General features: G+C 64.7%; 8 protein-coding genes. 4 read left to right on the plus strand and 4 right to left on the minus strand.

Annotated features, from left to right (window positions below; all coding sequences use genetic code 11):
* Window positions 1-57 precede the first annotated feature (57 nt).
* On the plus strand, window positions 58-13,044 hold the full coding sequence (locus ASC85_RS19950) for a non-ribosomal peptide synthetase (protein WP_057451023.1): 12,987 nt from the start codon (window positions 58-60) through the stop codon (window positions 13,042-13,044).
* A 52-nt stretch (window positions 13,045-13,096) separates the two neighbouring features.
* On the opposite strand, the gene ASC85_RS19955 is transcribed toward ASC85_RS19950, so the two are convergent.
* Window positions 13,097-13,363 carry a hypothetical protein gene (locus ASC85_RS19955; protein ID WP_057451024.1) on the minus strand — a complete coding sequence of 89 codons (267 nt, stop codon included), beginning with the start codon at window positions 13,361-13,363 and terminating at the stop codon, window positions 13,097-13,099.
* Between the two features lie 168 nt (window positions 13,364-13,531).
* Here ASC85_RS19955 and ASC85_RS19960 point away from each other — a divergent pair, with 168 nt between their 5' ends.
* Entirely contained in the window at window positions 13,532-14,344 is an 813-nt protein-coding gene (locus ASC85_RS19960; protein ID WP_057451025.1) for an alpha/beta fold hydrolase, read from the plus strand.
* 850 nt (window positions 14,345-15,194) lie between these two features.
* Here the strand turns inward: ASC85_RS19960 and dsbG are convergent.
* From dsbG to dsbD, 3 genes are read right to left on the minus strand one after another with little or no spacing between them, the layout of a single operon-like run.
* The gene (dsbG, locus tag ASC85_RS19965; protein ID WP_057451026.1) at window positions 15,195-15,962 is read right to left on the minus strand and encodes a thiol:disulfide interchange protein DsbG; all 768 of its coding nucleotides are present in this window, start codon (window positions 15,960-15,962) and stop codon (window positions 15,195-15,197) included.
* On the minus strand, window positions 15,938-16,807 hold the full coding sequence (locus tag ASC85_RS19970) for a TlpA disulfide reductase family protein (RefSeq protein WP_057451027.1): 870 nt from the start codon (window positions 16,805-16,807) through the stop codon (window positions 15,938-15,940). Before ASC85_RS19970 ends, dsbG begins: the two co-directional genes overlap by 25 nt.
* Window positions 16,807-18,534 (minus strand): protein-disulfide reductase DsbD, encoded by a 1,728-nt coding sequence (gene dsbD / locus ASC85_RS19975; RefSeq protein ID WP_057451028.1) that lies wholly within the window; start codon window positions 18,532-18,534, stop codon window positions 16,807-16,809. Before dsbD ends, ASC85_RS19970 begins: the two co-directional genes overlap by 1 nt.
* A gap of 175 nt (window positions 18,535-18,709) precedes the next feature.
* Between dsbD and ASC85_RS19980 the strand changes: the two genes are divergently transcribed.
* The gene (locus ASC85_RS19980) at window positions 18,710-19,390 is read left to right on the plus strand and encodes a response regulator (RefSeq protein ID WP_057451029.1); all 681 of its coding nucleotides are present in this window, start codon (window positions 18,710-18,712) and stop codon (window positions 19,388-19,390) included.
* Window positions 19,387-20,718, plus strand: coding sequence for an ATP-binding protein (locus ASC85_RS19985; protein WP_057451030.1), 1,332 nt, complete (start codon window positions 19,387-19,389; stop codon window positions 20,716-20,718). The genes ASC85_RS19980 and ASC85_RS19985 overlap by 4 nt, the downstream gene beginning before the upstream one ends.
* Window positions 20,719-20,921: the final 203 nt, after the last annotated feature.

Genomic DNA, 20,921 nt, shown 5'->3' on the forward strand with positions numbered 1-20,921 from the left:
GGACTATCCGTTCCCATGGGTGACAACTTGCAAGCCGAATCCAGGCAGGAAACCCCCATGACCGACGCGTTCGAACTCCCCATCACCCTGGCTCATGCCCTCCAGCGCCGCGCCGCGTTGACGCCGGACCGGGTGGCCCTGCGCTTCCTCGCCGACACCCCAGGGCAGGGTGTGGTGTTGAGTTATCGCGACCTGGACCTGCGTGCCCGGACCATCGCCGCCGCCTTGCAGACCGAGGCCGCGCTGGGGGATCGCGCCGTGCTGCTGTTCCCCAGCGGCCCGGATTACGTCGCGGCGTTCTTTGGCTGCCTCTATGCCGGGGTGATTGCCGTGCCGGCCTATCCGCCGGAGTCCGCCCGTCGCCATCATCAAGAGCGCTTGCTGTCGATCCTCAAAGACGCCGAACCGCGCCTGCTGCTCACCAGCAGCGATCTGCGCGAGCCGTTGCAAGCCATCGAATCGGCGCCGCCAATGTTGTGCGTCGATACCCTCGACCCGGCCCGCGCCGGGCAATGGCAGATGCCGACGCTGCAGGATGATGACATTGCCTTCCTGCAATACACCTCCGGCTCCACCGCGTTGCCCAAGGGCGTGCAGGTCAGCCACGGCAACCTGGTCGCCAACGAATTGCTGATCCGTCATGGCTTCGGCATCGACCTGAACCCCGATGACGTCATCGTCAGCTGGCTGCCGCTGTACCACGACATGGGGCTGATTGGCGGCTTGCTGCAGCCGGTGTTCAGCGGCGTCCCCTGCGTATTGATGTCGCCGGCCTACTTCCTGGCCCGGCCCCTGCGTTGGCTCGAAGCAATCAGCGAATACGGCGGCACCATCAGCGGTGGCCCGGATTTCGCCTATCGGTTGTGCAGCGAACGGGTCAGTGACTCGGCCCTGCAGCGTCTCGACCTGAGCGGCTGGCGCGTAGCCTATTCCGGTTCCGAGCCGATCCGTCTCGACACGCTGGAGCGGTTTGCCGAGAAGTTCGCCCCGTGCGGCTTCACGCCGGACAATTTCATGGCCTCCTACGGCCTGGCAGAAGCGACCCTGTTCGTCGCCGGCACGCCACGCCGCCACGGCATTCCTTCGCTGCGGGTGGATGATGCGGCACTGACGCAAAACCGTGCCGAGCCGGGGCAGGGCAGTGCGGTGATGAGTTGCGGTGTCAGCCAGCCCGGGCACGCGGTGTTGATCGTCGAGCCCGCCACCTTGCAGCCGCTGACCGACAAACAGGTCGGTGAAGTCTGGGCCGCTGGCCCGAGCATCGCCCTCGGCTATTGGCGCAACCCAGAAGCCAGCGCCAAGACCTTTGTCCAGCACGATGGCCGGACCTGGTTGCGTACCGGCGACCTGGGTTTCCTGCGCGGCGGCGAGCTGTTCATCACCGGCCGCCTGAAAGACCTGCTGATCGTGCGCGGGCATAACCTCTATCCCCAGGACATCGAGCAAACCATCGAGCGCGAAGTGGAGGTAGTGCGCAAGGGCCGTGTGGCCGCGTTCGCGGTCAACGACGGCGGCGAGGAAGGCATAGGCATCGCTGCGGAAATCAGCCGCAGCGTGCAGAAAATCCTCCCGCCTAAAGCCTTGATCAAAGCCATTCGCCAGGCCGTGGCCGAGGCCTGCCAGCAAGCCCCGAGCGTGGTGGTGCTGCTCAATCCCGGCGCGTTGCCCAAGACCTCCAGCGGCAAGTTGCAGCGCTCGGCCTGCCGCAGTCGATTGGCCGACGGCAGCTTGGACAGTTATGCACAGTTCCCATCAGCCGAGGCACAAGTCGCTGACGAGTCTGCGCCGTCCTCCGAGCTGCAAACGCTCATCGGCCAAATCTGGCGGGAGCAGTTGCAGGTCGAACACGTCCAGGCTGACGATCACTTCTTCCTGCTGGGCGGTAATTCCATCGCCGCCACCCAGGTGATCGCACGGCTACGGGAAAGCCTGGGGCTGGAACTGAACCTGCGCCTGCTGTTCGAAGCCCCGACCCTGGCCGCGTTCGCCGCAGCGGTGGCGAACCAGCAACAGGACGGCGGCCAGCCTCAAGGCACGATCAGCGCATTGTCGCGCGACGATGCGTTGCCGCAATCCCTGGCCCAGAGCCGTTTGTGGTTTACCTGGCAGCTCGATCCGACGAGCCATGCCTACAACATTCCCGGCGCCTTGCACCTGCGCGGCGAGCTGGACGAAGACGCGTTGCGCGTGAGTTTCCAGCGATTGATCGAGCGTCATGAGTCCCTGCGCACGCGGTTCCTGGAGCGGGATGGCGTGGCCCTGCAACAGGTCGATCCGGCAGGTGAATTCAAGCTGCGCGTCATCGACCTCGGCGACCTGCCTGCCGACTTGCGCGAAGCCCGGGCGCGGCAGGTTCGAGAAGACGAAGCGGCCACGCCGTTCGATCTGGTGAAGGGGCCGCTGCTGCGGGTCAGCCTGTTGCGTCTCGACGAGGATGACCACCAACTGTTGGTGACACTGCACCACATCATCGCCGACGGCTGGTCGATGAATGTGTTGATTGAAGAATTCTCCCGGGTGTACGCCGCCGCCTCCCAAGGCCAGGTCGCCGAGCTGTCGCCGTTGCCCTTGCAATACGCCGACTACGGCAGTTGGCAGCGCCAATGGCTCGCCCAGGGCGAGGCCGAGCACCAACTGAGCTACTGGAAGCAGCAACTGGGCGCGGAACATTCGGCCCTGGTGCTGGGCACGGATCACCCGCGCAGCGCTCAACGCCAGCGCAGTGCCGCACGGCATAGCCTGCGCCTGGACAAGGGGCTCGGCGATACCTTGCGCCACGTGGCCCAGGCACACGACGCAACGCCGTTCATGCTGTTGCTGGCAGCCTTTCAGGCGCTGTTGCAGCGTTACACCGGCCAATCCGACATCCGCATCGGCGTGCCCAACGCCAACCGTCCGCGCCTGGAGACCCAGGGCCTGATCGGCTTCTTCATCAACACCCAGGTGCTGCGCGGGCAGGTCGATTCACGTCAGCCATTCGCCGCGCTGCTGGCCCAGGCCCGGGAAGCCACACTCGGTGCCCAGGCCCACCAGGACCTGCCGTTCGAACAACTGCTCGAAGCGTTTCCCGAGGCACGTGAACAAGGCCTGTTCCAGGTGATGTTCAACCACCAGCAGCGTGACTTGAGTGCCTTGCGGCGCCTGCCGGGGTTGCTGGCCGAGGAGTTGCCGTGGCACAGCCGCGAAGCCAAGTTCGACCTGCAACTGCACAGCGAAGAAGATCGCAACGGCCGCTTGACGCTGTCGTTCGACTACGCCGACGAACTGTTCGAGGTGGGGACCATCGAGCGGCTGGCGGCGCATTACTGCAACCTGTTGCGGGCGGTCTGCGCCGATCCGCAACAAGCCATCGGCGATGTGCCGTTATTGGCCGCCGATGAACACAGCCAACAGCAGCAATGGAGCGCGGCCCCGTGCGCGCCGGCCAGCCAATGGCTGCCGGAGCTGTTGAACGAACAGGCCCGGTGCACGCCGCAACGCACTGCGTTGCGCTGGGACGGTGGTCAACTCGACTATGCCGAGCTGCACACCCAGGCCAATCGCCTGGCCCATTACCTGCGGGACAAGGGCGTTGGCCCGGACGTGTGCGTGGCGATTGCCGCCGAGCGCTCGCCGCAGCTGCTCATCGGTGTGCTGGCGATCATCAAGGCCGGCGGTGCCTATGTGCCGCTGGATGCGGACTACCCGGCCGAACGCCTGGCCTACATGCTCCACGACAGTGGCGTCGATCTGCTGCTGACTCAAACCGCGCTGCTCGAACGTTTGCCGGCGTGCGACGGCGTCAGTGTCATCGCCATGGACGCCCTGCACCTGGAGCAATGGCCAAGCAATCCGCCGGGCCTGCACCTGCACGGCGACCACCTGGCCTACGTGATCTACACCTCCGGCTCCACCGGCCAGCCCAAAGGTGTCGGCAATACTCACGCGGCCCTGGCCGAGCGCCTGCAATGGATGCAAGCGACCTACGGGCTGGATGCCAGCGATGTGCTGATGCAAAAAGCGCCGATCAGTTTCGACGTGTCGGTCTGGGAGTGCTTTTGGCCGCTGATCACCGGCAGCGAATTGGTACTGGCCGGCCCCGGCGAACACCGTGACCCGCACCGCATCGCCCAGTTGGTGCAGCAGTTTGGCGTCACCACGCTGCACTTCGTGCCGCCGTTGCTCAGCCTGTTTGTCGATGAGCCACTGAGCGCCCGCTGCAGCAGCCTGCGCCGGCTGTTCTCCGGTGGCGAAGCCTTGCCCGCCGAACTGCGCAACCGGGTGTTGGCGCAACTGCCGGCGGTGCAATTGCACAACCGCTACGGCCCGACCGAAACCGCGATCAACGTCACCCATTGGCATTGCACCGAGGCCGATGGCGAGCGCTCGCCGATCGGCCGGCCCCTGGGCAACGTCCTGTGTCGGGTACTCGACAGCGACCTCAATCCCGTGCCGGTTGGTGTGCCGGGCGAGCTGTGCATCGGCGGCCTGGGCCTGGCCCGGGGTTACCTCGGTCGTCCGGGCCTGAGCGCCGAGCGTTTTGTCGCTGATCCTCTGGGGCCGGCCGGTGCGCGGTTGTACCGTACCGGCGACCGCGCGCGTTGGAACGCCGACGGCGTGATCGAGTACCTCGGCCGCCTCGACCAGCAGGTCAAGCTGCGCGGTTTCCGGGTCGAGCCGCAGGAAGTCGAAGCGCGCCTGCTGGCCCAGGACGGCGTCGCCCAAGTGGCGGTGTTGGTGCGCGACACCTCGGCCGGCCCGCAGTTGATCGGCTATTACACCGCCCCGGATGTCGCTCAGGATCAGGACGCGTTGAACATTCGACTCAAAACCGCCCTGGCCGCCGAACTGCCGGACTACATGGTGCCCGCCCAACTGCTGCGCCTGGACGCCATGCCCCTGAGCCCGAGCGGCAAGCTCGACCGCCGCGCCTTGCCCGAACCGCAGTGGCAGGTGCGCGAGCACGTCGAGCCGGCCAGCGCCCTGGAGCAGCAAATCGCCGGCATCTGGCGCGACGTGCTGGGCCTTGCGCGCATCGGCCTGCGGGACGATTTTTTTGCCCTCGGCGGCCATTCGCTGCTGGCGACCCAGATCATTTCCCGCACCCGCCAAACCTGTGACGTCGAACTGCCGCTGCGCACTTTGTTCGAGGCCAGTGAGCTGGGCGCCTTCGCCGAACAAGTGCGCTTGATCCAGGCCAGCGGCCAGACCAACCGCCAGCCGTCTATCGAGAAGGTCGACCGCAGTCAACCAGTGCCGTTGTCCTATTCCCAGCAGCGCATGTGGTTCCTCTGGCAGATGGAGCCGGACAGCCCGGCCTACAACGTCGGTGGCATGGCGCGGTTGCGCGGGGTGCTGGATGTCGGGCGTTTCGAGGCGGCCTTGCAGGCGTTGATCCTGCGCCACGAAACCCTGCGCACCACGTTCCCGAGTATCGACGGCGTGGCTCGCCAGCAGGTGCACGGCGAGACAGGCTTGCGCATGGGCTGGAAGGATTTCTCGAAGCTGGCCGCCGATGGCCGCGAACAGCGGGTGCAACAACTGGCCGACAGTGAGGCCCACCAGCCTTTCGACCTGGAAACCGGGCCGCTGCTGCGAGCCTGCCTGGTCAAGACCGCCGAGCATGAGCATTACTTCGTGCTGACGTTGCACCACATCGTCACCGAAGGCTGGGCGATGGATATCTTCGCCCGTGAACTGAGCGCGCTGTACGAAGCCTTTATCGACGATCGCGAATCGCCCCTGGAAGCCTTGCCGGTGCAGTACCTGGACTACAGCGTCTGGCAGCGTCAGTGGCTGGAGTCCGGCGAGCGTCAGCGACAACTCGACTATTGGACCGCGCAATTGGGCCGCGAACATCCGCTGCTGGAACTGCCCGGCGACCGTCCGCGTCCGTCGGTGCAAAGTCATCGCGGTGAATTGTTCCGTTTCGACCTCAGCGATGATTTGGCGGCGCGGGTCCGTGCCTTCAACGCGCAACAGGGCCTGACCCTGTTCATGACCATGACCGCCGCCCTGGCCGTGCTGCTCTATCGCTACAGCGGCCAGACCGACTTGCGCATCGGCGCGCCGGTGGCCAACCGCATCCGTCCGGAAAGCGAAGGGCTGATCGGGGCGTTCCTCAACACCCAGGTGTTGCGCTGCCAGCTCGACGGGCAGATGTCTGTGGGCGAACTGTTCGAACAGGTGCGCCACACCGTGATTGAAGGCCAGTCCCATCAGGATTTGCCGTTCGATCACCTGGTGGAAGCCCTGCAGCCGCCGCGCAGTGCGGCCTACAACCCGCTGTTCCAGGTGATGTGCAACGTGCAGCGCTGGGAGTTCCAGCAGAGCCGCACGCTGGCTGGCATGACGGTTGAATACCTGGTCAACGACGCCCGGGCCACCAAGTTCGACCTCAACCTGGAAGTCACTGACCTGGATCAGCGCCTGGGTTGCTGCCTGACCTACAGCACCGACCTGTTCGACGAACCGCGCATCGCGCGCATGGCTGGGCACTGGCGCAATCTGCTGGAAGCGTTGCTGGTCGATCCGGCCCGACGCCTGAGCGAACTGCCGTTACTGGACACCCGCGAGCAGCAACAGCTGCTCGACAGCCTGAGCGTCGAGCCCGGTGAGCATCGCCTGGACCAATGCCTCCACGAATTGTTCGACGAACAGGCGCGGATGCGTCCCGATGCGCCGGCCCTGACTTTCGCCGGGCAGACCCTGACGTATGCGCAACTGGACAGCCGCGCCAATCGCCTGGCCTGGATGCTGCGTGAGCGAGGCGTCGGGCCGCAGGTGCGGGTCGGCCTGGCCCTGGAGCGTTCGCTGGAAATGGTCATCGGCCTGCTGGCGATCCTCAAGGCCGGCGGTGCCTACGTACCCCTGGACCCGGAATACCCGCTGGACCGCTTGAGCTACATGATCGAGGACAGCGGCGTCAGCCTGCTGCTCAGTGACCGGGCGATGTTCCAGGCCCTCGGTGCGTTACCCGAGGGCGTGGGCTGCTGGTGCCAGGAAGATGATTCGGCGGCCCTGGCCCAATACCCGGATCAGCCGCTGCCGCTGATCAACCTGCCGCAACACCCGGCGTACCTGATCTACACCTCCGGCTCCACCGGCAAGCCCAAGGGTGTGGTGGTGTCCCACGGTGAAATCGCCATGCATTGCCAGGCAGTGATCCAGCGCTTTGGCATGCGTCCAGACGACTGCGAGCTGCATTTCTATTCCATCAACTTCGACGCCGCCACCGAACGTTTGCTGGTGCCGTTGCTCAGTGGCGCCCACGTGGTGCTGCGGGCCCAGGGCCAATGGGACGCCGAGGAAATCTGCGGGCTGATTCGTCAGCATCGCATCAACATACTTGGCTTCACCCCCAGCTACGGCAGCCAGTTGGCCCAGTGGTTGGCGACCCAGGGCCAGACCTTGCCGGTGCGCATGTGCATCACCGGCGGCGAAGCCTTGACCGGTGAGCACCTGCAGCGCATTCGCGCGGCGTTCAACCCGAGCCTGTTCTTCAACGCCTATGGCCCGACCGAAACCGTGGTCATGCCGTTGGCGAGCCTGGCTCCGGAGCGATTGGAAGAGGGCGCGGCCAGCGTGCCGATTGGCAGCGTGATTGGCGCCCGCGTGGCGTACATCCTCGACGCCGACCTGGCGTTGGTGCCGCCAGGCGCCACAGGTGAGTTGTATGTCGGCGGCGCCGGTCTGGCCCAGGGTTATCACCAGCGTCCGGGGATGACCGCCGAGCGTTTCGTCGCGGACCCGTTCGCCAACGAGGGCGGACGCCTCTATCGCACCGGCGACCTGGTGCGCCAGCGTGCCGACGGTCTGGTGGAATACCTGGGACGGATCGACCACCAGGTGAAAATCCGTGGTTTCCGCATAGAGCTGGGGGAAATCGAAACCCGCTTGCTGGAACATGACGCGGTGCGCGAGGCCGTGGTGCTGGCCCTCGATACGCCCGGCGGCAAGCAACTGGCGGGTTACCTGGTGACCGCTGTCGCCGAACAGGACACCGAACAACAGACGGCCCTGCGCGAAGCACTGAAAAACCACCTCAAGGCCCAGCTGCCGGACTACATGGTGCCCACGCACCTGATCCTGCTGGCGAGCATGCCGCTGACCGCCAACGGCAAGCTCGACCGCCGCGCCTTGCCGCTGCCCGATCCCGAACTCAATCGCCAACACTACGTGGCGCCGAGCAATGCCCTGGAGCAGACCCTGGCGGCGATCTGGTGCGACGTGCTGAACGTCGGGCAGGTGGGCCTCAACGATAACTTCTTCGAGCTGGGCGGCGATTCGATCCTGTCCATCCAGGTGGTCAGTCGCGCCCGGCAGCAGGGCATTCATTTCACGCCCCGGGACTTGTTCCAGCACCAGACCGTGCAGACCCTGGCCGCGGTTGCCACGCGCAGCCAGCAGGTGCTTGCCGAGCAGGGCCTGTTGCAGGGCGAGTCCGGGCTGACGCCGATCCAGCACTGGTTCTTCGAGCGCCCGATCCCCAACCGTCATCACTGGAACCAGGCGTTGCTGCTGGAGCCGACCACGCCGCTGGACCCGGGATTTCTGGAACAGGCACTGCACGCCATCTTCCAGCACCACGATGCCTTGCGCCTGGGCTTCGACGAAAGCACCGGGCACTGGCGGGCCGAGCACCAGCCGTTGTCTGACGCGGCGCTGTTGCAGCACGTGTCCGTGGACACCGCGCAGGATTGCGAAGCGTTGTTTGCCGAGACGCAGAGCCGTTTCAATCTATCAACCGGGCCATTGCTGCGCGCAGTGCTGGCGCAGTTACCCGATAGCCAGCAACGGTTGCTGATCGTCATCCATCACCTGGTGGTCGACGGCGTGTCGTGGCGGGTGCTGATGGACGATTTGCAAACCGTCTACCGCCAGCTCACCGCCGGGCAGCAGGTGCAGTTGCCGGCCAAGACCAGCCCATTGCGCGACTGGGCCGCGCGCTTGCAGGCTTACGCCGGCAGCGAATCCCTGCGCGAAGAACTGCAGTGGTGGCAAGCGCAGTTGAGTGGCGCGCAGGTGCAGTTGCCCTGTGCGAATCCCGAGGGTGGGCTGCAGGAGCGTCATGCTGAAACCGTCAGCGTGCGCCTGGACGCCGAGCGCACCCGGCAACTGTTGCAACAGGCGCCGAGCGCCTATCGCACCCAGGTCAACGACCTGTTGCTTACCGCGCTGGCCCGGGTGCTGTGCCGCTGGAGCGGCCATGCCTCGGCCCTGGTCCAGCTTGAAGGCCACGGCCGCGAAGCGCTGTTCGACGACATCGACCTGACCCGCACCGTCGGCTGGTTCACCAGCATCTATCCCGTGCGCTTGAGCCCGGCGGGTGACGACTTCAGCGCGTCGATCAAGGCGATCAAGGAGCAACTGCGCGCAGTGCCCCACAAGGGCCTTGGCCATGGCGTATTGCGCTACCTGGCCGACGCGGCGACTCGCCAGACGATGGCCAACCTGCCGCACGCGGCGATCACCTTCAACTACCTGGGCCAGCTCGACCAGACCCTGGGTCATGATGCGTTGTTCCAGCCGCTGGATGCGCCGCTGGGCGCGATCCACGATCCCGAGGCGCCGCTGCCCAATGAGCTGAGCGTCGACAGCCAGGTCAGCGGTGGCGAACTGGTGCTGCGCTGGACGTTCAGCCGCGAACGGCATGATCGTCTGGCTATCGCTACCCTGGCCGAGGCCTACCTCGATGAGTTGCAACGCCTGATCGAGCACTGCCTGACAGACGAGGCGGGCGGCCTGACGCCATCGGACTTCCCCCTGGCGAAGCTGACCCAGGGCCAGCTCGACAGCCTGCCGGTGCCGGCCGGGCAGATCGAAGACGTCTACCCGCTGACGCCGATGCAAGAAGGCATGCTGTTGCACACCTTGCTGGAACCGGGCACGGGCCTGTACTACATGCAGGATCGCTATCGCATCAACAGCGAACTGGACCCGCAACGTTTTGCCCAGGCCTGGCAAGCGGTCATCGCCCGGCATGAAGCCTTGCGCGCGTCGTTCTGCTGGAACGTCGGCGAAGACATGCTGCAAATCATCCACAAGCCCGGCAGCACGCCGGTGGACTATCTCGACTGGTCCGAGGTACCCGAAGACGCCCAGGAAACCAAGCTCCAGGCGCTGCTCAAGAACGAGCGCGAAGCCGGTTTCGATCTGTTGAACCAGGCGCCGTTCCACCTGCGACTGATTCGGGTCGACGCGGCACGCTACTGGTTCATGATGAGTAACCACCACATCCTCATCGACGCGTGGTGCCGTTCGCTGCTGATGGACGACTTCTTCGAGATCTACACCGCCCTGGGTGAAAACCGCGAACCGCAGTTGGCCGTGCCACCGCGTTATCGCGACTACATCGGCTGGCTGCAGCACCAGAGCCTGGCCGAAGCCCGGCAATGGTGGAAGCAGAACCTGCAAGGCTTCGAGCGGACCACCCCGATCCCTGGCGACCGGCCATTCCTGCGCGAGCACGCCGGTGACAGCGGCGGCATGATCGTCGGCGACTGCTATACCCGTCTCGATGCCCGGGACGGTGCACGGCTGCGGGAATTGGCCCAGGCTCATCAACTGACGGTCAACACCTTCGCCCAGGCGGCGTGGGCCCTGGTGTTGCGGCGGGTCAGCGGCGACCGCGACGTGCTGTTCGGCGTCACCGTGGCCGGGCGCCCGGTGGAGCTGCCGCAGATGCAACGCACCGTGGGGCTGTTCATCAACAGCATCGCCTTGCGCGTGCAGATGCCTGAGGACCATCAGCGTTGCAGTGTGCGCCAGTGGCTCAGCGACTTGCTGGACCGCAACATGCAACTGCGCGAGTACGAATACCTGCCGCTGGTGAGCATCCAGGAGGTCAGCGAATTGCCCAAGGGCCAGCCGCTGTTCGACAGTTTGTTCGTGTTCGAGAACGCGCCGGTGGAGGTTTCGGTGCTGGACCGCGCCCAAAGCCTCAACGCCACTTCGGACTCGGGCCGTACCCACACCAACTTCCCGCTGACGGCGGTCTGCTACCCGGGGGATGACCTGGGGCTGCACCTTTCGTACGACCAGCGCTACTTCGATGAAAGCACCGTCCAGGGGCTGCTGGGCGAGTTCAAGCGGTTGCTGCTGGCGTTGATGGAGGGCTTGCACGGCGACATGAGCGAGCTGCCGCTGATCGGTGCTCAAGAACAGGACTTCCTCATCGAGGGCTGCAACCAGAGCGAGCAGGCCTATCCGCTGGAGCAGAGCTACGTTGAGCTGTTCGAGGCGCGGGTCGCGGCCCATCCGCAGCGTCCTGCGGTCAGTTGCCTGGACGCGAGCTACAGCTACGCCGAGTTGAATGCGTGCAGCAACCGCCTCGGCCACGCCCTGATCGCGTCCGGTGTCGGCCTGGATCAACCAGTGGCGCTGCTGGCCGAACGGGATGCCGAGTTGCTGGGCATGATCATCGGCAGCTTCAAGGCCGGTGCCGGCTACCTGCCGCTGGATCCGGGCCTGCCGAGCCAGCGCCTGAGCCGCATCATCGAACTGAGCCGCACGCCGTTGCTGGTCTGCACCCAGGCCTGCCAGGCCCAGGCCCAGGCTTTGCTGGACGAGTTCGCCTGTTCCGGGCGACCGAAGTTGCTGGTGTGGGAAGCCGTTCAGGCCAGCGCTCTTTCGCTGGAAAACCCAGGCGTCTACAGCGGGCCAGATAACCTCGCCTACGTGATCTACACCTCCGGCTCCACCGGCTTGCCCAAAGGCGTGATGGTGGAACAGCGAGGCATGCTCAATAACCAACTGAGCAAAGTGCCGTACCTGGCGCTGAGCGAGGCGGATGTGATCGCCCAGACGGCGTCCCAGAGCTTCGATATTTCGGTCTGGCAGTTCCTGGCCGCGCCGTTGTTCGGTGCCCGGGTCGACATCGTGCCCAACGCCATTGCCCACGACCCGCAAGGGTTGCTGGAGCATGTACAGCAGCAGGGCATTAGCGTGCTGGAAAGCGTGCCGTCGCTAATCCAGGGCATGCTCGCCCAGGAACGCATCGGTCTGGACGGCTTGCGCTGGATGCTGCCCACCGGCGAAGCGATGCCACCGGAACTGGCCCACCAGTGGTTGTTGCGTTACCCGGACATTGGCCTGGTCAACGCCTACGGCCCGGCGGAATGCTCCGACGACGTGGCATTCTTCCGGGTCGACCTGGCCTCGACCCGTGGTACGTATCTGCCGATTGGCACGCCCACCGACAACAATCGTCTGTACCTGCTCGACGGCGCGCTGGACCTGGTGCCGCTGGGTGCGGTGGGTGAGTTGTGCGTGGCGGGCACCGGGGTCGGGCGTGGTTATGTCAGCGATCCGTTGCGCACCGCCCCGGTCTTTGTGCCCAATCCATTCGGCGCGCCGGGGGAGCGGCTGTACCGTACCGGCGACCTGGCGCGGCGGCGCAGCGATGGAGTGTTGGAGTACGTCGGGCGCATCGACCATCAGGTGAAGATCCGCGGCTACCGCATCGAACTGGGGGAAATCGAAGCACGCTTGCATGAACAGCCGCAAGTGCGCGATGGGGCGGTGGGCGTGCAGGTGGGCGCCAATGGCAAGCATCTGGTGGGCTACCTCGTGGCCACCGACTCGGCGCTCAAACCCGCCGAGCGCCTGGAGCGCATCAAGCAGCGCCTGCGGGCCGAACTGCCGGAATACATGGTGCCGCTGCACTGGCTGTGGCTCGAGCGCCTGCCCCTCAACGCCAACGGCAAGCTCGATCGCAAGGCCCTGCCGGCCCTGGAGATCGGCGAGTTGCAAAGCCAGGACTACCAAGCCCCCGGCAATGAGCTGGAACAGACCCTGGCAGACATCTGGGCCCAGGTGCTGAAAGTCGAGCGGGTGGGGGTGCGGGATAACTTCTTCGAACTGGGCGGGCATTCCCTGCTGGCGACGCAAATCGCCTCACGGGTGCAAAAGGCCCTGCAACGCAACGTACCGCTGCGGGCGATGTTCGAATGCAACACGGTGCAGGAACTGGCCGACTACATCGATGGGCTGGCGGCCAGCGAAATTACCGAGGAGAAGGTGGATCGGTTGAATGATTTGATGGCGGAATTGGAAGGAATGTAGTTTTGCGGCGTCTATGAAGACCTCATCGCGAGCGAGCTTGCTCGCGAAGGCGTCACGACCTAGCGCAACAAGCCTCGGGCCTGGTGAAAAAGGTCACGTCGGGTCCAAAAGCCCCGAGCTTTTGAATCGTATCGTTCACGGCATCCAGCAGGCCGAGTTGTTCCGGGGTCGGCGTAGATCCATAGACGGCCACCAGGGCCTCAAAAAACTGAAGCTTTCCCTTGGCTATTTGCCCGGACGCTTTTTCTGTATTGCCCGCTTTGGGTTGCAAGAGAACCACCTGTTCCCGGGCGAAGGTTTCAAGCTCAGCTTTTGTCATGATGATGCTTCCTTTCGCTGGTAGTCGAGTTTTCAAGCTATCCCCAGCGGCTGAGCATTTCTACTGTCAGATCTTACAGGTCATTGCGGCGCAATACCGGCGGTTGACGCTGACTACCCGCCACGTCAGTCTCCCTGGGTTATTCATTTCCAAACAAGGAGGTCACCCATGCCCTTTTCAATCATTGACGGACAACCGCTTCACTACCTGGACCAAGGCCAGGGCCCGGTGGTGCTGCTGGGCAGCAGCTATCTGTGGGACCACACCATGTGGACGCCGCAGATCGAGGTGTTGTCCCAGCATTATCGGGTCATCGCCCTGGATTTGTGGGGGCACGGCCAGTCCGGGCGTTTGCCTGAGGGCATGACCTCTCTGGACGACCTGGCTCGCCAGGCATTGGCATTGATGGATCACCTGGACATCGACTGTTTCAACCTGGTCGGGCTCTCGGTGGGCGGGATGTGGGGTGCTCGGTTGGCGCTGGCGGCGCCTGAGCGCGTGCAATCGCTGGTGTTGATGGACACCTACGTCGGCGTCGAGCCGGAACCGACCCGCCTGTACTACTTCTCGTTGTTCGACAAGATCGAAGCCAGCGGCAGCATTCCCGAGCCCTTGCTGGACATCGTCGTGCCGATCTTCTTCCGGCCGGGGATCGACCCGCAGTCGGCGCTCTATCAGCAGTTCCGCGCCGCGCTGGCCGCGTTGCCGACCGATCGCCTGCGCGACAGTATCGTGCCGCTGGGGCGAATCATTTTCGGTCGGGACGACATCCTGCCGCGCCTGCATGAACTGGATGCCAAGCGCACGGTGGTGATGTGTGGCGACCAGGACAAACCGCGTCCGCCGTCCGAGTCCATGGAGATGGCCGAGTTGATCGGTTGCCCACATGTGTCGATTCCGGAGGCGGGGCATATTTCCAATCTGGAGAATCCGCAGTTCGTGACTGATGCGTTGCTGAAACTCCTGACGCGCAAGCACTGACTGCTGGCTAACCGTGGCGAGGGAGCTTGCTCCCGCTGGGCTCTGTAGGAGCTGGCGAAGCCTGCGATCTTTGATCTTGATCTTGATCTTGATCTTGATCTTTCGCTTGAGACTCAACTGTCTGGGACAAGATCGCAGCCTCGTTGCACTCGTCAGCTCCTACACAGCTCCTGCACAGCTCCTACAGGCGCACCCCAGCGGGAGCAAGCTCCCTCGCCCCAAGAGCAGTTTTGGACTTTGAATCACTTCGGCCCGAGAATCTTCACCAGCTTGTCCGGCGACGGCGCGCGCCTGCATGAACTGGGCGCCAAGCGCACAACCGTGATGTTTGGCGACCAGGAAAAACCGCGCCCACCGTGTAGGAGCTGGCGAAGCCTGCGATCTTTTGATCTTGATCTTTCGCTTGGGACTCAACTGTCTGGGACAAGATCGCAGCCTCGTTGCACTCGTCAGCTCCTACACAGCTCCTACAGGCGCACCCCAGCGGGAGCAAGCTCTCATGGAACAAATTGCAACCCTGTGATTTTTAAGGCTGAAAATACATATCGATCGTTCCCACGCTCCTGCGTGGGAATGTCGCCAGGGACGCTCCGCGTTCCGCTTCTGGAAGGNAAGGCTGAAAATACATATCGATCGTTCCCACGCTCCTGCGTGGGAATGTCGCCAGGGACGCTCCGCGTTCCGCTTCTGGAAGGTGACGCAGAGCGTCACGGTATGCATTCCCACGCAGAGCGTGGGAACGATCAAAAACAGATATCTCGTGGACGTCGCTCTAGTTCCCTGCGCGACAGCGCAGCGTCGAAGACGCGGCGGGGACTCCCTCGCCACAAGAGCAGTTTTGGACTTTGAATCACTTCGGCCCGAGAATCTTCGCCAGTTTGTCCGGTGACGGCGCGCCTTGCTGCTGTTGCAGCTCGCCTTTTTCATCCAGGTAGAAAATCGCCGGGGTGGCGGACAGTTCCAGTTCGTCCATCAACTGTTGGTTGGCGTCCAGTTTTGCCTGGATGGCCGGCGGTATGTCCTTGAGCGGTTTGAGCGGGCTGCCCTTGCCGGCCTTTTCATGCTCGGCCAGGGCTTTCTCCGGGTCCTTGGCCGCCAGCAAGGCAGCGGATTTACCCGGGCTGTCTTCGCGGATGATGCCCACCATGATGTGACGCAACTGCGCCTTGCCAGCCTTGACCCAGGGCCGTGCCTGTTCCCAGAACATGTTGCAGTACGGGCAGTTCGGATCGCTGAACAGGTACACCGTGCGCGGTGCGTCCTTGTTACCGTCGGCGATCCAGTTGCTGCCCTCCATCTTTGCCCAGATGGCCTTGGCCATCGGTGCGTAGACCAGTTTTTGCAGTGGCTCTGCGCTCAGGTCCTTGCCGTCGGCGTCGTACAGGTTGCCCAGCAGGACGTGTTGCCCATCCGGGGTCAGGTACAGCGCCATGCCACGGTTCTGGTATTGCGCCGCGTAACCGCGCAAGCCGTCCGGCGCGTCGAAGGTGCCAATGATTTTTGCGCCCTTGGCTTCGATCTTCTTGATCGCCGCAGGTAATTCTTCGGCCTGGAGCAGCGGGGCCTGCGACAGTGCGGCGGCGACGGCCAGGGTCAGCAGGTGGCGGAGGCGGGGCATGGCGTTTTCCTTGTGGCGGAGTGGGGCGTCGTGGACGAGTCCGGCGTTTCGAAGTTTTCCAGGGCGCGAGCCAGGCTCGCTTCCGACAATTCCCCCAGGTGGCTGCCCAGCAGGCGGCCATCGGCGCTGTAGAACAAAGTGGTCGGCAGGGCCATGGAGCCGACGGCCTGGCCGAGGCGGCCGCTGCCATCGAACAACACGTTGGTCAGACTCAGGCCCTGGGTGGCCAGGTAGGTGCTGACGCTTTGCATGCTTTCGGCCTGATTGACGAACAGGAAGGTCAGGTCCGGACGCTGTTGCTGGGCTTCTTCGAGCACCGGCATTTCACGCCGACAGGGCGGACACCAGGTGGCCCATAGATTGATCACCAGGGGGCCGCCCTGGTAATCGGTGAGTTTCACGGTCGCGCCGTCGGCGGTGCGCAGGGTGATGTCCGGCAGCCGGGTGCCTTGTTCATAAATCGTCAACGACAGGGTCGCCACCAGCCAGAACAGCAAGCCGCTGCCGACGCCGAAGCCCAATGGCCGGCGCAGGGGCGGACGGCGCCGGGCCCACAACAAGGCGCCAATCAGCAGCGCCACGATGCCCGGCCAGGCCAGGAAGCCACCGTCGCGCAGGTCGATGATCTGCCACGGGTCGTCCCGGTAATGTTGCCAATAGGCGACGACGAAGCCGATCCGTGCGGCCAGCAGGCCCAGTAGAAACAGCACGAACAGCACCGACTCGGGGTTTTCGCCACCACGCTTGGCCACCCGCCAGCCCACGAAGGTCGCCAGCGCCAGGGCGCTGATGAGCAACAGGTGGTTGAGGGCGATAGCAAAGGTGCCCAAGGTAAACGTCAGCATCAGCGCGCGTCCCGGGTGAGGTTCCAGCGCTCCAGGAACGCCTTGGCGTCGACTTCCCCGGTGATCCGCTGGCTGCGGCGCTCTTCACCATCGGCGCCGATCCACAGCAGGCTCGGCGGCCCCGGCACCTGGTAACGGCCCAGCAGTTCGCGGCTGGCGGGGCTGTCGGCAGTGACGTCCAGGCGCAGCAGGCGCACGCCTTTCAGGGCGTCGAGCACTTCGCTGCGGCCGAAGACCTGTTTTTCCATGATCTTGCAGGACACGCACCAGTCGGCGTAGTAGTCCAGCAGCACCCACTGGCCCTGGGCCTTGGCGGCGTCCAGTTCCCGTTGCAGGGCGGCGGGCTCGCTGACCGTGACGAACGCGTCATGGGCGCCGACGGTCGCACTACCCTCGCTGCCGGCGTACACCTTCAGGGGCTGGAAGAAATCATCGCCACCGCCCGCCGCGCCAATCACCAGCAGGCTGCCCCACAGGCCGAACAGCAACGAAGCGCTGCCGCAGACATAGGCGATGCGGCCGAACCCTTCGGTCTGGCGCCAGGCGCTGTAGGCGGCGATCAACAACAGCACGCCCCACAGGCCGACCCACAACGAACCGTCGATGATCGGGCGAATCATCAGCAGCGCGGTGCCCAGGAACAGGAAGCCGAACACGCCCTTGAGCAGGTTCATCCAGGCGCCGGGCTTGGGCAGGAAGCGGTTGCCCACGGTCACCAACAGCAACAGTGGCAGGCCCATGCCGATGCCCATGGTGAACAGGATCAGCCCGCCGTGCAGCGCATTGCCGCTCTGGGCGATGTACAGCAGCGCGCCGGCCAGCGGCGCGGTCATGCACGGGCCCACCAAGAGGCCGGACAGCGCCCCGAGAATACCGGCGCCTACCAGGCTGCCACCGCGCTGCTGGCGCCCGGCGTTTTCCAGGCGGTCACGCAAGGCGGCCGGCAATTGCAATTCGAAGAAGCCGAACATCGGCAGTGCCAGCAACACGAATACGGCCGCGAAGCTGCCCAGCAGCCACGGTTGTTGCAGCAGCGCCTGAAGGTTGGCGCCCAACAGCGCGGCGAGCACGCCCATGGCGGCGTACACCAGGGCCATGCTGATCACGTAGCTGCCGGCCAAAGCCAGGCCGCGTCTCGGTCCGGCACCGCTGCCCACCACCAGCCCGGCCAAAATCGGCAGCATTGGCAGCGAGCAGGGGGTGAACGCCAGCAGCAGGCCCAGGCCGAAGAACACCAGCAGGCTCCAGCCCAAGGCCCGTTGTTGCAGGCCGCTGGCCAGGGCCTGGTCCGGCGCCTCGCCGCTGGCCGCCACCGGTGCGCTGCCCCCCAGGTCGACCACTTGGGTCTGGGGTGGATAGCACAGGCCGGCGTCGGCGCAGCCCTGGAAGCCGACCTTGATCTTGCCCGTGGCACCGGCCGGAATCTTCAGCTCCAGCGCCTGGCGATAGACTTGCTGGTCGCCGAAAAACTCGTCGCTGTGGGCTTCACCCTCCGGCAGCTTGGGTTTTTGCGCCTCGGCCAGGCCATCGAACTTGAGCCGCTGCTGATACAGGTAGTACCCATCGGCGATCTGCCAGAACAGCTGGGTTTCTCCGGAGTCCAGGCGTTCGGAGGTAAACACGAACGCCTTTTCCACCGGCAGGAAATCGGGTTTGGTTTCGAAGGGATTGGCGGCCTGGGCCAGGCCCGAGATCAGGAACAGCCACAGCAAAAACAATCGACGCATGGATAAAGCCTTAGAACGAAGCAAGTGGAAAACACAATGGCGGCTGGCGATTAACCGTCGATTAACCCGGCGACGACCGGCAGGCAGCAATGATCGCCCATGTTGGCCGTACTCGTCGCATAATGTCGGCTTAATCGGCCGGCGGCCTAATGTACCTTTTTCCACGGGGCTTACCATGCGCGTACTGGTCTGCGAAGACGATGAGTTGATTGCCAGCGGGATCGTTGCCGGCCTTACGGCGCAGGGCCTGACTGTCGAGCACGTCGCCACCGCATCGGCGGCGCGGGCGATGGTCGGCGTGGCGGAATTCGACGTCATGGTGCTGGACTTGGGATTGCCCGACGAGGACGGTCTCAAGCTGCTCAGGCAGTTGCGTCAGCAGGGGCTGGAGACGCCGGTGCTGATCCTCACCGCCCGGGACTCGGTAACCGACCGGGTCGACGGCTTGCAGGCCGGCGCCGATGACTACCTGCTCAAACCCTTCGACCTGCGTGAACTCGCGGCGCGCCTGCACACGTTGCTGCGGCGCGTGGCGGGGCGCAGCGTCAACCTGATCGAGCACGGTCGCCTGACCTACGATCCCAGCAGTCGGGAAACCACCCTGGACGGCCAGCCGGTGGATCTGTCCCGGCGCGAGCAATCGCTGTTGCAAGCACTGTTGCACAGTCGCGGCCGGGTGCTGTCCACTGAACAGCTCAAGGACAGCGTCTACGGGTTCAATGACGAACTGGAAAGCAACGCCCTCAACGTCCATATCCATCACCTGCGGCGCAAGTTGGGCAACGGGATTGTCGAGACTGTGCGCGGCCTGGGCTATCGCCTGGGGCCGGCTGAAGATGGAGAGTCCTCCAAGTGATGAGCCTGCGCCTGCGCCTGAGCCTGACCCTCGGCGCGGCTTTTGCCCTGATCTGGGCCCTGGCCGCAGCGTGGATGCTCAGCGATCTGCGCAACCAGATGATGTTTTCCCTCGACCAGCGCCTGGTGGCTTCGGCGCGGATGGTCGCCGGGTTGCTGGAACAGATGCCACCGTTGCCCAGCAAGGGCGACGGCACGCATTTGAGCTCCGAGCAATTGAGCATTCCTGGCGGCATGGCCTGTCAGGTCAGTTCCTTGCGCGGCGAGATTCTGGCCCGCAGCCACGGCACCCCAGAGCAAACCCTGGAAGCCGAGAAAATGGGCTTCCACGACCAGATGATCGACGGCGCGCCCTGGCGCAGCTTCACCCTGGCCCGGGGTGATTTGCGTATCACCACCGCCGACCGCCAGATTGAGCGCGAAGCCCTGAACATGTCGATACTGCTGGCCGCCTCGGTGCCGGTGGGCGTTGCGTTGCTCGGTTGCCTGTGCCTGTTGTGGCTGGGCATCGGTCAAGGCCTGGCACCGCTCAATCGCATTCGCGATGCGCTGATGCGGCGTAGCGCCGATTCCCTGGAGCCCTTGCAGATCCATCCACTGCCCAGCGAATTGCGACCGCTGCTGGAGACCCAGAACCAGCTGTTCCAGCGCATCGGCAAGACCATCGAGCGTGAGCGCCGGCTGACCGGCGACGCCGCCCACGAGCTGCGCAGCCCGCTGACCGCCATCAAGACGCACCTGCAAGTGGCGCGCATGACCGAGGGCGCCGCCCGCGACCAGTCCCTGGCCCGGGCCGAAGAGGGCGCCGACCGCATGCACCGCACACTCGAACAGTTGCTGCTGCTGGCGCGGGTCGAAGGCAGCCTGTCGTTCGACGATGGTGTGCAATGCAACGCCGAGCAGGTCGCCCGGCTGGCGATCCAGGATGCCGCCAGCAGTGATTCGCGGCGGATCAGGCTGCACGTATCCCCAGGGTTGTCCGACGCACCGGTGCAGATGCCGGCGGTGCTCTCCATCGCCGCCTTGCGCAACCTGCTGGATAACGCCCTGCGCCATACCCCGGACGATACCGATGTGGAGCTGAGCCTGGAGATGGTCGGCCAGCGCGTGCGCTTCCAGGTTCGTGACCACGGCCCCGGCATCGCCGCCGACGACATCCAGCACCTGACCCAGCGCTTCTGGCGCAACGGCCAGAGCACCGGTTGCGGACTGGGGCTGGCGATCGTCCAGGCCATCGTCCAGCGTTGCGGCTGCGGCCTGCATTTCGACACGCGCCCGGATGGGCTGCGGGTCGAGTTGACGGTGCCGGTGCAGGCGTTGCCGGCCTGATTCACTTCAACAATGGCCTGTGCAACGGCTCTGTGGGAGCAAAGCTTGCTCGCGATGGCATCACCTTGGCCGACAGTCAGGCCGAGGTGCCTGCATCGCGAGCAAGCTTTGCTCCCACAGGCTTCAAGAACAAGCCACTGATCGCGTCGACCCGCAAAGTCCTGCCCGAGAGTAAATCCCTGCGTTGCTGATGCGTTTCCACA

This window comes from Pseudomonas sp. Root401, from assembly GCF_001425105.1.
Lineage (GTDB): Bacteria > Pseudomonadota > Gammaproteobacteria > Pseudomonadales > Pseudomonadaceae > Aquipseudomonas > Aquipseudomonas brassicacearum.